The sequence below is a fragment of the Paraburkholderia sp. IMGN_8 genome, from assembly GCF_038050405.1.
Lineage (GTDB): Bacteria > Pseudomonadota > Gammaproteobacteria > Burkholderiales > Burkholderiaceae > Paraburkholderia.
The window spans coordinates 3,385,885-3,397,549 of the sequence record NZ_CP150901.1 but is presented as its reverse complement, the minus strand read 5'-3'; the positions used below and the strand labels follow the sequence as shown (position 1 = coordinate 3,397,549).

Annotated in this window: 13 protein-coding genes; 7 read left to right on the top strand and 6 right to left on the bottom strand. The window is 61.5% G+C overall.

The window, feature by feature from the left end; all coding sequences use genetic code 11:
- Positions 1-32 precede the first annotated feature (32 nt).
- The 3 genes from WN982_RS36380 to WN982_RS36370 all read left to right on the top strand — a co-directional run bounded on the left by WN982_RS36380 (position 33) and on the right by WN982_RS36370 (position 1,772).
- Positions 33-182, top strand: coding sequence for a hypothetical protein (locus tag WN982_RS36380; RefSeq protein WP_341316820.1), 150 nt, complete (start codon positions 33-35; stop codon positions 180-182).
- 339 nt (positions 183-521) lie between these two features.
- Positions 522-1,277, top strand: a complete 756-nt coding sequence (locus WN982_RS36375) for a hypothetical protein (RefSeq protein WP_341319541.1) — start codon at positions 522-524, stop codon at positions 1,275-1,277.
- Positions 1,278-1,352: 75 nt separating this feature from the next.
- Positions 1,353-1,772, top strand: a complete 420-nt coding sequence (locus tag WN982_RS36370; RefSeq protein ID WP_341316819.1) for a histidine kinase — start codon at positions 1,353-1,355, stop codon at positions 1,770-1,772.
- A gap of 184 nt (positions 1,773-1,956) precedes the next feature.
- On the opposite strand, the gene WN982_RS36365 is transcribed toward WN982_RS36370, so the two are convergent.
- The 3 genes from WN982_RS36365 to WN982_RS36355 form a co-directional block, all read right to left on the bottom strand.
- A complete protein-coding gene (locus WN982_RS36365; protein ID WP_341316818.1) occupies positions 1,957-2,229 on the bottom strand; it encodes a transposase in 273 nt (90 codons plus the stop codon).
- A gap of 199 nt (positions 2,230-2,428) precedes the next feature.
- Complete coding sequence (locus WN982_RS36360; protein ID WP_341316817.1) at positions 2,429-3,697, bottom strand: isoprenylcysteine carboxylmethyltransferase family protein; 1,269 nt, start codon at positions 3,695-3,697, stop codon at positions 2,429-2,431.
- 78 nt (positions 3,698-3,775) lie between these two features.
- Positions 3,776-5,527, bottom strand: coding sequence for a collagen-like triple helix repeat-containing protein (locus tag WN982_RS36355; RefSeq protein WP_341316816.1), 1,752 nt, complete (start codon positions 5,525-5,527; stop codon positions 3,776-3,778).
- A 498-nt stretch (positions 5,528-6,025) separates the two neighbouring features.
- On the opposite strand from WN982_RS36355, the gene WN982_RS36350 reads away from it, so the two are divergent.
- Positions 6,026-7,426, top strand: coding sequence for an alkaline phosphatase family protein (locus tag WN982_RS36350; protein ID WP_341316815.1), 1,401 nt, complete (start codon positions 6,026-6,028; stop codon positions 7,424-7,426).
- 129 nt (positions 7,427-7,555) lie between these two features.
- Here WN982_RS36350 and WN982_RS36345 read toward each other — a convergent pair whose 3' ends face one another.
- From WN982_RS36345 to WN982_RS36335, 3 genes are read right to left on the bottom strand one after another with little or no spacing between them, the layout of a single operon-like run.
- Complete coding sequence (locus WN982_RS36345; RefSeq protein WP_341316814.1) at positions 7,556-7,921, bottom strand: nuclear transport factor 2 family protein; 366 nt, start codon at positions 7,919-7,921, stop codon at positions 7,556-7,558.
- 54 nt (positions 7,922-7,975) lie between these two features.
- Positions 7,976-8,605 carry a glutathione S-transferase family protein gene (locus WN982_RS36340; protein WP_341316813.1) on the bottom strand — a complete coding sequence of 210 codons (630 nt, stop codon included), beginning with the start codon at positions 8,603-8,605 and terminating at the stop codon, positions 7,976-7,978.
- A gap of 13 nt (positions 8,606-8,618) precedes the next feature.
- Positions 8,619-9,374: an SDR family oxidoreductase gene (locus tag WN982_RS36335; protein WP_341316812.1), complete on the bottom strand. Its 756-nt coding sequence runs from the start codon at positions 9,372-9,374 to the stop codon at positions 8,619-8,621.
- Positions 9,375-9,464: 90 nt separating this feature from the next.
- Here WN982_RS36335 and WN982_RS36330 point away from each other — a divergent pair, with 90 nt between their 5' ends.
- From WN982_RS36330 to WN982_RS36320, 3 genes are all read left to right on the top strand, one after another.
- Positions 9,465-10,427, top strand: a complete 963-nt coding sequence (locus WN982_RS36330) for a LysR family transcriptional regulator (RefSeq protein WP_341319540.1) — start codon at positions 9,465-9,467, stop codon at positions 10,425-10,427.
- Between the two features lie 173 nt (positions 10,428-10,600).
- Positions 10,601-11,272, top strand: coding sequence for an RNA polymerase factor sigma-70 (locus tag WN982_RS36325; protein ID WP_341316811.1), 672 nt, complete (start codon positions 10,601-10,603; stop codon positions 11,270-11,272).
- A 131-nt stretch (positions 11,273-11,403) separates the two neighbouring features.
- Positions 11,404-11,658: an MbtH family protein gene (locus WN982_RS36320; protein WP_341316810.1), complete on the top strand. Its 255-nt coding sequence runs from the start codon at positions 11,404-11,406 to the stop codon at positions 11,656-11,658.
- Positions 11,659-11,665 lie beyond the last annotated feature (7 nt).

The window sequence follows — 11,665 nt, the reverse complement described above, 5'->3', positions numbered from 1 at the left end:
CCGTCAGGAGTGCGCGTGCCGCGCTGCTGATATTGACTGTATATGACGCCGTGGGCGCGCTGCTGCTGGATGCCGTAGTCGACGTCGACGACGTGGTTCCCGTCGCGTTCGAAGCCGATGCCGCGGACGTGGAAGTCGAGCCTGCCGTGACAGATGGAGCAGGTGCTTGCGCGGTGTTTTGACCGACTGCCTGAATGGACATCTAAATCTCCCGATTGGAAAAAGCGTTCGTACTGCACTCTGTCTATCGGCCCCGAACCCGCGTGCTTGAGCGGTATATTTTTTGTATTTTGCGCGGCGCTTAAGCATCTCTTAAGGCTCGGTCGAAGCTTGTCCTGGCGAGGTGTTGGACGACAGCCATTCGCGGTTCTTTTGGGGTCTTTCGTAAGGTTTTCATAAGGTTTCTCGTCGCATATTGGCGCCTGGACGAAACGCGAGCGAACTCGCTCGCAGCGTCGATCTATTTGCCTATCAATGGGAGAACCAGCGTGGCTGAGAGTTCGAACTATCGCGTTGCCGACATGAGCAACAAAGTGCCTGAAGCGACACTTGTCTTTTGGGCGATCAAGATCATGGCGACCACGGTCGGCGAAACCGGCGCGGATTATCTGGCTGTACACGTCGGTCTCGGTACGGCGCTTACCGGCGGGATGATGCTCACCTTGCTGATCGTCGCCCTGGTCGCGCAGCTTCGTATGCGCAAATACGTGCCGTGGATTTACTGGCTGACCGTGGTGCTGGTCAGCGTGGTCGGCACGCAGATTACCGATGCGCTGACCGACCGTCTCGGCATCAGTCTTTACGCCAGCACCGTCGCGTTTTCCATTGCGCTCGCCGTTGTGTTCGCCATTTGGTACCGCAACGAGCGGACGCTATCGATCCACACGATCGTCACGAGACGCAGAGAGCTGTTCTACTGGGCCGCCATATTGTTCACGTTCGCTTTGGGCACCGCGGCAGGCGACCTCGCGACAGAAGCGCTGGGGCTCGGCTTCATGATCGGTGTGGCGGCGTTCGGCGCGCTGATCGCGTTGGTAGGCATCGCCTACTACGTCGGCGGAAATCCTGTGTTGACCTTCTGGATTGCCTACATTCTGACGCGGCCGTTGGGCGCCTCGTTCGGCGACCTGCTGTCGCAGTCGCGCACATACGGCGGTCTCGGACTGGGCACGATCAATACGAGCACGCTGTTCCTGAGCGCGATCGTCGTGCTGGTTATCTTCGCCAGCGCGCTCGAACAGCGGTCCATGCGCACGTTCACCGCGCGTGAACCTTGAACCCGCGGCGCTTGAGAAGCCGCACACATTGCCTTCTTTTTAACCGACTATCGGATCCAACCGAAGAGAACAATCATGAATCAACGTACCCTTAGCAAGACCGTCATTGCCTCGTTCATCGCGATCTCCGCCGTCAGTTTCGGGCATATCGAGCCGGGCAGGATCGGTTTTTCGTCCGCGCAGGCTGCCGAGGCCGCTAAGGCCTCGAAGCTCGGCGACTTGTCGCCGTTCCGCAAGATTGCCGCCGATACCGCGGCCCTGGTCGACAAAGGCAACCTCGCGGCTGGCAAAACGCGTATCAAAGATCTGGAACTCGCATGGGACGATGCTGAGCCTTCGCTGAAACCACGCGCCGCAGCCGACTGGCACACCGTCGACAAGGCGATCGACCGCGCGTTGAGCGCATTGCGCGCCGGCACGCCGAATGCGGCGGAATGCAAACAGTCTCTTGCAGATCTGCTGACCGTTATCGATCGGATGAGCGGAAAGGCCTGACGCCGTAGCGCCGCTCGATGCAGGCGCCATCCGCAAGACTGCGGATGGCGATCATAAATCGATATAGTATGCGAAGCGAAACCGAAATCGCGTGACGCGCGAAACAGGTATTTCAAGCAGTCGGGATTGATTCGATGCGGTTCGATTTGCGGCGAGCGGGATCATCGAGGCGCGCTATGCGCTTTCAGGTGGAAAGCGCCGTGGCGCAGACTAGAAGATCATTCACCTGGTCAAGCACGCCTATCTTTCTCCACGCGATATAACGAAGATAGCAGGTCTGCTGCGGTGGAAAAGTCGCGGGAAGCCTGTGCCATTTTTCCTTGTTCTGCTGGACCCACAGGATTGCGTTGAGGATGTCCCGATCACTGCGGCGTGGTCGGCCGCGCGCTGACGATAGCGCCGGAAAGAGGCTTTGGACGCGATCCCAATCGGCGTCAGTGAGGGGAATCTGAATCATCGGCCACCCTGAATATCTGTATTGGAAGGTCGCAGTCTTTGAGTGCTGCGTTGCTGCGGATACTAGTAAATCTTCTCGGCTCGGTCAAATACTCTTGCCGCGGTGCATGACGGTATATTTTGGAGTGTCTCCGAACTTTCTCAGTCGTCGTGTATGCGCGTGGCTGTTGCGTTGTCTTTACGGATTGATTCGAGAGTCCTCATTCAAACGCACGCGCGAGCTTTGCAAACAGTCCATTCCTTGCGATCCATTCGGCGTAGGCCCGATACTCGGGATCGTTCATCAGATGTCTTTCCTCGGTTTTGGCCCGCAGGAAATACAGCAGATTGACAGCGATAAGCGCCGCGCAATGGGTGACCGCCGGCCGCCAGCCCAAGGGCTCGATAAAAGGCACCGAGACCATCCAGTACGAGAGATTCTTCGCGATGTAGGCGGGATGCCTGGTGAACCGGTAAGGACCTGAGGTGATAATTCCTCGATTGGTCAGGTTCGAAAATCGCAGTCCGAACGAAATGGTCGAGAGCGCATAGCACATCACCAGGGCAATGATCGCTGCGCCCCAGAGCACTCTGACAACCGGCATCGATATCAGCCAGTTGTCCCAGAACATCGAGCCTTCGTAGTGAATGTACTGGTTCGAGATCAACGACCAGAACGGTTGATAGCAGATTACCGCCACCAGCCAGCCGAGCACGGTTGGCTCCGCGCTGCGCACGTGGCTATCGAGAATGCGCAGCGTGCACAGGTAACCCACCGTGCCGAACATCAGATCCATCGTGAAGGACAAGTCGTACATGAACCTGAACGCCGACAGCGAGAACGGTGCGTTCAGCGCCAACGCCAATGAAGCGTTGAGATGGTCCGCATCGGTGGACAGGTAGACGATCATCAGCGGCAGGAAGAATGCCTTCACCATCCATCCAGCCAGCATTTCGCGCACGGGGCGCCAATTGGCGGGGCGCTGTCCGCGAAACAGCAGGCGTCCCCACAACATATAGGCATCGTCGACCTCGCGCTGATGCCTGTCCATCCACGCAAAGTAAAACGGTGCCGCCACGATCAGATACGGAGCGAGCGTGCTTATCAGAGTCCAGAAAGGTTTGTAGAACGCACCTTGATACTCGGGCAGCAGCCAGTAGAGCAGGCCGATACCTGCATACACGGAAGCCAGCGCGGCAAGACGCAAGCCGACGCGCGCGACGCTTAGCGGCCGAACCGCACCGCTGGCCAGGCCGGCGCTTGGGCGCAGATACGCGCGGGCGACGAACAACTCATAGGTGGCGATCGTCGCGATGATCGCGAGGCAGGCGGCGGTGCTGCGGCCCGCGCCGTCCAGCGCAGTGCTGTTGCGCAGTAGCCAAAGCGTGAGAAGGCCCGCGGCGATGCCCAGTAGGCCGACTGAAAACGGCGTCGCCGAACGCGGCCGCTGATCATGAGCGTGCGCTACGGTATCGAAGGTGGAGTTCATGTCATCCTCGTATTCATGACATAGAAGGCGGCCGGGCTTTTGATTTTTTAAGGCCCGGCCGCTGTGCCGAAGTACCGCTTATTTGCTGGGAGTGCCGCCGAGCAGTCCGCCGACAAGGTTCGTCACCGGCGCCAGTAGACCCGTGTTCGTCGAACCGCTGCCGGTACCCGCGCCGGCATTGCCGGTCAGTCCGCTAACGAGGCCCGTGACGGGTGCAAGCGGTGAGCTCTTGTTGCCGGAGGTGCCGCTTACCGTCGAGGTCAATCCGCTAACCAGACCGGTGACGGGTGCGAGCGGCGAGCTTTGGCCCGAAGCGCCGCCCAGCGTCGAGGTCAGCGTAGTGACGAGGCCGGTGACCGGTGCGAGCGGGCCGCCCGTGCCTGAAGTGCCACCGGGCGAACCTAAGTTGCCGAGTAGCCCGGTGACAGGAGCCAGCGGGTTGCCCGAGCCGGAACTGCCGGCGGGCGATCCGAGATTGCCGATCAACCCTGTCAGCGGCGGGATCGTTACGCTGCCGCTTACCGTGCCGCCGAGTCCGCCGAGCGGTCCCAGCAGGCCCGCGATTGGCGCGAGCGGGTTGGTAGTCGCGCCATTGAGCAATCCGCCGGTGCTCGTGACGGTCTTGCCCAGCTGGCTGACGACTCCGCCAGCGTCTTGACCGACCTGATTGTTGGTGGCGCCCGACACTTTCACTCCGGTCGTATCGAGTCCATTGCCGATCGTGCTAATCAGGTTATTGAGCGGCGTGCCCAGACCGGTGGTGTTGCCGATGGTCTGCGTCGTGTTCGAGACCGCGAGGGCGATCGGGTTGATGGCAGAGCTTAGTTGAGTCTCGACCTGCTGAACCGGTGCACTGGTGAGCGCCGAGTTCAAGCCGGAGCCGGCCGCTACCACACCGTTACCCACACCGCCGACGACGCTGCCCAGCGTCGAGGTGACCGGCGCGAGCGGCGAAAGCGGTCCGGTTCCGAGGCTCGACACGACGCCGCCGACCGCGGTGACGGCTGCGCCCACATTCGAAACGACGCCGGATGTGGAGGTCAGGGTCGGGCCGAGCGGATTGGCCGAGCTGCCAAGCGTGCCCGGGCCTGCGGCCGTGCCGTTGCCTAACACTTGGACGCCATTGCCGAGATCGGTGAGTGCGGCCCCGAGATTGGTGGTCGTTGCGCTGTTGACGCCGGGCACTGAAGTGCCTGTAACCGTGGTGCCCGTATCGGCGACTCCCGTGCCCACAACGGTGAGGAGGTTGCTGCCTAACGTGAGGACGTTGGCGATGGGGGTGGAGGACGTGCCCGAAGTACCCGACGAGGTACCTGACGAGGTACCCGACGAGGTACCTGACGAGGTACCCGACGAGGTACCCGACGAAGTGCCCGAGGAAGTACCCGACGAAGTGCCCGAGGAAGTACCCGACGAAGTGCCCGAGGAAGTACCCGACGAAGTGCCCGAGGAAGTACCCGACGACGTACCCGACGACGTACCCGACGACGTACCCGATGACGTACCCGACGAGGTACCCGACGAGGTACCCGACGAAGTACCCGACGAGGTACCCGACGAAGTACCCGACGAGGTACCCGACGAGGTACCCGACGAGGTACCCGACGAGGTACCCGACGAAGTACCCGACGAAGTACCCGACGACGTACCGGACGAAGTGCCCGACGAAGTGCCCGAGCGCGATGACCCGGAAGTCCCCGCCCCCGACGTGCCGCCCAGTCCGCCACCACCCAGCCCGCTAGGCGTATTGAGGGTTGATCCGCAACCGTAGAGCGCGAGTAAAGCAGACGTCGCAACAGCGATAGCTGTCCGACCGGCGAAGTTTTGCATGATGTCCCCGTAAAAGTGCTGTTGGCGGACCATCGAAGCAAGTTGCAGGCCAAATACTGAATATGGCGAAATAGCAGCGATTCAGCGCATTTATATTTATCATTTTTTAATTTGTAGGCATTTAAATCCAAAAAACCGCGATTTAACCTCGATTGATGACTCCGTGTTCCCGCTGGTGCTACGTAACGTCTCTGGCGAACGTAACGGTCGGCAAGAGTTGGCGCCTACGGATTGACTTCGCTTGAGCCCGTTGCCGATTAAAACGGCTCGCGTACAGGTCGACGCCACCGAACCCTCGAAGGGGCGCGCACGCGCATTGGGTCACACACGTATTCCGATCCCCACTATCATCCTCGGCACATTCGCGGGAATCGGCTGATGCGCGGTTTGCGAACCGTGTCCCGGCCGTTCGTTCTCAAGATAATTGCCGCGCTGTTTCCGGCGTAACGGTCCAAAACGCGCGTCCCTGGTGAACTGGAACGCTACAAGGAGCATGCAATGTCAGCAATCCAGAATATCAAGAAGATGTTTGTGCTGATGCTGGAGAACCGTTCATACGACAACATCTTCGGCTGGTCGGACCTGCGCGGCTGGACCCCGAACGGCGTCGCGACGCAAGCGGATGGCCTGCTCGGCAAGCCGCCATTCCAGAGCACCGACGCGAGCGGCCATGCCTACACGATTGCGCAAGGTGCGCCATTCCGGCTTGCGTTCGACCCGGGCCATGAGTTCACCGATACGCTGGTCCAATCTTGCGGCGGGACCGACGCCCGGCGCTTCATGGCAAACGCCGTAGCCGATTCCGCTGTTCTGCAAGATGGCCTTTACCCGCCACCGGCGGCCAGCGCGAACGATCTGGGATTTGCCTGCGACCTCGGTGCGCATGGCTACGACATCGCGACCGGCCTGCGCGCGTTAACACCGGATCAGCTCCCCGTGCTCAACTTCCTCGCGCAACAGTTTGCTGTCTGCGACCGCTGGTTCTCGTCGATGCCTGGCCCGACATGGCCGAACCGCTTCTTCGCGTTGGCTGGAACGTCGTGGGGCCTCGATCATTCCCCGAGCGACTCCGGCTCGATCATTTCAAGCCTGTTCGACGGTGCGAAGTTCGGCAACGGCGGCGACTCGTTGCTCACCCGGCTGGCGCCCACACAATGGCTGGTCGCGCACGGCGACATACCCCAGTCATGGGCGCTGAAGGGTGTCGACGCCTACCCGTCGAACTTCCTGACTCATGCCGATTTGTTCGCGAGTCTGGCGAGCGGCAATGTGGGCGCGAGTTTCGTCTTTATCGAACCTGCCTACGATCCGACAGGCAACTTTCGCAATGGCGAGTCGATGCATCCGTGCGGCGATGTACGCAGCGGCGACGCGCTAGTCGAGCGCGTATACAACGCCATCAGGACCTCGCCTTACTGGGAAGAAAGCGTGCTGCTCATTCTGTTCGACGAGCACGGCGGCTTTTTCGATCACGTCGTTCCGCACCCGACGGTGGTGTCCGGCATGCCGGCGCTTGCGCCGGTTGCGCCCACCGGGTTGACGAAGCGCGGCTTCCGCTTCGATCGCTATGGCTTTCGCGTTCCGGCTGTCGTCATCTCGCCGTACGTGAAGCAGGCGACGGTCGACCATACGTTCTACGACCATCTGTCGATGGCGAAGACGCTCGCGAAGATTGTCCCGCACGCCGATTCGCCGCTGCTCGACACGCAGCGTTTCGCGGATGCGGCCGATCTCTCGGCTTTGTTCGTGTTAAGTCAACCGCGCAAGGCGGACGAAATTCACGCCTGTCCCCATGCGTTGCCCGTCGCGCCACCCGCGACAGTCGCCAAGGTCAATAACAGCGCGGTAGCGTTCAACTCATTGAACTGGCCGGTCAAATCGATTTATGCCGGAGCGTGAGTAGCGGTCGGCGTCGACCAAGGTACGTGCCGATTGTCGAGATACTGGCGCGCATCCACAACTATAGCGGCCGGCAGCTGATGAGCCCAACCAACGGCTTTACGGAAAGCCCACCAGCCTGCTACGCGGCTACGAGGGCATGGAATCGAGGAAGACGTAGAGCGCAGCAATCCTCCCATCGCGAACGATGATCACATCCAGGCCCGTATAGTCGGGTGCCTCGCCCCGCGGGCCGGAGCTCCAGGCAAGGCGACCGGCATTGTGGAGCGCCTGCGGTTCGCCATGCGGGGTATAGACGAAACGCGGATGCGTCGCGCGAAGATCTCCGGCGAACTTGTCGAGCGCGTCGTGCCCGACGAAGGTGCCCGGCGGCACGTAGAGCACGCAGTCTTCGGTATAGAGCGCTTCGATGGCTGCGCGACGACGCGTTGCATCGCCTTCGCCGAAGACTTCCTGAAGGTTGCGGTCAAGCAGTTCATGGATACGGTCATTCATCATCTTTCTCCTGGGTGAGTTGCGTGGATATCTAAAGAGAGAGGTCGCATCGCATCACTGGGCGAGCGCCAGGGTCTTTGCGATGGCGGTGACGACCGCGGGGCGTGCAGAAATTTCGTCATACCAACGCGCGACGAACGGAAACCTGTCGAGGGCCGCGCCGATCGCCTGATGGCGCCACACCCATCCGAAGTGCGCGATGTCCGCAATGCTGTACGCATCGCCCGCAACGTATGGATAACGCTCAAGACCGTGATTGAGCACGCCCAGCGTCCGATCCACCTCCGCCAGCGCGCGCGCTTTCGCCTCGGGCTGTGGCGACGACTGGATCGCAACCAGGAAGGCCTGCAGGAACGCCGGGCCAAGGCCGGAGGCGTGGAAGAAGAGCTGCTCGAAGACCTTGCCGCGCTGCGAACCATCCTTCGGCAGAAGTTGTCCGGTCTTCTCCGCAAGGTGGATCAGGATTGCGGCGGACTCGCTCAGCACCACGTCGCCATCTGCGGGGACGGAGCGGTCGACGAGCACCGGGACTTTTGCGTTGGGGCTCATCGCCTTGAAGGAGTCGGTCTTCTGCTCGCCCTGGCGCAGGTTGACGGGTACGAGCCGATAGTCGAGGCCCATCTCCTCCAGCGCGATGGGGACCTTGACGCTGTTGGGCGTGGCGAATGCGAAAACTTCAAGCATGGTCGTGTCCTTTTCAGATCTGGGCTTGTCCGCCGTCGACGAAGAGTTCGATGCCGGCGATGAAGCTCGCATCGGGGGAGGCGAGGAACACGGCGGCGCCCGCGACGTCATCGGGATCGCCGACGCGCCCGAGCGGGACGGTCGAGGCCATGTAGTCGAGTAGCCCTTGCTGCTGCGCGGCGTCGGGGCCGGCCAGATCGACCAGGCCAGGGGTCTTGATCGGGCCCGGGCTGATGACGTTCACGCGGATGCCGCGAGACTTCAGGTCGAGCGTCCAGCTCCGGGCAAAGTTGCGCACCGCAGCCTTCGAGGCGCCATAGACGCTGAACGCCGGCGTGCCCTTGATGCTGACGTTGGAAGCGGTAAGGATCACCGAGGCGCCGTCGACCAGCAGCGGCAACGCCTTTTGCACCGTGAAGAGCACGCCCTTCACGTTGCGACCGAACGTGTCGTCATACTGCGCTTCGGTGATCGACCCCAAGGGCAGCATCGAGCCGCCGCCGGCATTGACGAACAGCACGTCGATGCGGCCCGCCTCCGTCTTCACGCGCTCGTAGAGGCGGTTGAGATCGCTGAGGTTGGCGGAATCCGCCTGGATGCCCGTGGCCTTGGGTCCGATTGCCGCAACGGCGGCGTCGAGCTCGGCCTGACGGCGGCCGGTCACAAAGACCCGCGCGCCCTCGGCTGCAAAGCGCTTGGCGGTGGCGAGGCCAATGCCGGTGGTGCCGCCGGTGACGACGGCAATCTTTCCTTCGAGTTTGCGTTCCATGATGAATCTCCTGTGAGGTGAGACAAATCTATGACGCCATGCTATTTTTCGAAATAGAAATGAATGCAAACCATCATTGCAGGATTGTCGATGTCGAGACTGCCGGATTTTGAAGGACTCGCGATGTTCGCGAAGGTCGCCGAGGAGGGCTCATTCGCTGCTGCTGCGACGGCGATGGGCGTTTCGGTCGCCACGGTTTCGCGGGCCGTTACCCGCCTTGAAGAGCGGCTCGGGGGGCGTCTGTTCAACCGCACCTCCCGACGGCTTGCGCTCACGGATTACGGCCATACGCTCGCCGAGCGCGCGGCGAAGCTCTACGCCGATGCTGAACAAGCCGAGGACTTCGCGCGCGAGACCTCAAGCCGGCCGCGTGGCCTCGTCAAGCTTGCCGCGCCGCTCTCATTCGGCGCTCGCTGGGTTGCCCCGCTGCTGCCCGAGTTCTTCCAGACCTATCCGGAGATCTCCGTCGATCTGCATCTCACGGATGTCCAGGCCGACCTGATTGGCGACGGCTTCGATGCTGCCCTGCGCATCGCCATCCTGGAGGACTCGTCGCTCGTCGCACGTCTCATTGCGCCCGTGCGCCGGTTTGTCGTGGCATCGCCCGCCTATCTGTCCCGCAATGGCCGTCCGCAGCATCCGCAAGAGCTTGGCGCCCACCAATGCCTGACCTACGCCAACAGAAGCCAGCGCGACGTCTGGCGCTTTTCTCACAAGAGCGGCGAAGAATGCGCGGTCACTCCTACCGGGGCGTTACGAGGAACGAGTGTGGAAGCGTTGCTGCCCACGGTTCTCGCGGGGCTTGCGATCACCGAGCTTCCTGAATTCGTAGCGACGCAGTACTTCCCGGGCAAGCAGCTTGAACCGATTTTGACTGACTGGCGCTTGCCCGAAGGTGGCCTTTATTTCGTCACGCCCTCTGCCCGCGCACGACCAGCAAAGGTCAGCGCTCTGGCCGACTTCTTCATCGCCAAGCTGACCACGGCAGACTGGAGCGCAGAGACCCTTATGGGGTGGAAGCCGACCGTCCGCTTCCGGCCCCAAGTTGAGTGAACACGGTTCAACGTTGAGTGAATTTCGACAACGATCATCTGTGATGAGCCGGCCCGCCCGCCGATTAATCAGACAAAACATTCGAAGTTGTAAGGTTATTCTGAGTCATGATTGAGAATGATTCGCGTTTACGATAGATTGGCGCCCTGTCCTGAAATAAACGGAGCGAATCTATGGCCGAGGTGCTCATCCGGCGGGAGGCTTCAACAGCGATACCGATGTCTGTTTTCCGCCCTGGCGCTGCGTGCCCGCCGCCTTCGCCACGTGTGGGCAGCCGTTCCCGCTCCGTCGACTGGGAGAACGGCACGCTGCTCGAAGTGCTGATCGCCAACCGGCCGATGCTCGTCAATCTGGCGCGTGGTTTTGTCGGCTGCCCGAGTCTGGCGGAAGACGTGGTCCACGACGTCTTTATCAAGCTGGTCGATTTCCCTGATCAGGACGCCGTGCGGCAGCCCGTGGCCTATGTGACCCGCATGGTGCGCAATGCATCGATCGATACGTTTCGCCGCCAGAGCCTGGAAAACACCTATCACGCAGACGAAGACGATGGCCTCGACGTGCCGTCGCCGGAGCCGTCGCCCGAAGCGGCGCTGCTCGTGCGCGACACGCTGCGTCATGTCTACAACGCGCTCGACCAACTGCCGCCACGAAGCCGCGCCGCGTTCGAAATGGTGCGGCTGCGCGAGGAAACGCTGCAAAGCACGGCGCGCGCGCTCGACGTTTCGCAAACATTGGTGCATTTCATGGTGCGCGATGCCGAGAAGCATTGCGCCGATTGCCTCGACGCCTGCAATCGCGGCGTTGCCGGCCCTGTGTTCTGCGGCGGCCGTGCCCGTCGCCGGTAAAAAAACGCGCGCGCCAAACGTCAACTGGATAGAGGCGGTGCGATAGCTGGATGTTGCCGCCCTCGCTTGGGGACGTTGCCCTGAGATCCTAATTAGGCATCCAGACCATTTTATCGAAAGAGCCATTCATCATGACGCAAGCACAGCATGCTTCCTCGGCCGCAGCAGGCGAGGCGGACGACCTCGTCTACACGGTTGTCATCAACGACGAAGGGCAGTACTCGATCTGGCCGACGTTTCGCGCGGTGCCGGCCGGTTGGCGCGAAGTGGGCGTGAGCGGCCCGAAGGCCGTTTGCCTCGCGCATATCGAAACCGTGTGGACCGACATGCGTCCGGCCAGCCTGCGTCGTCACATGGACGAGGCATCGAAGGCGCGCGCATCGTAACCCGGCA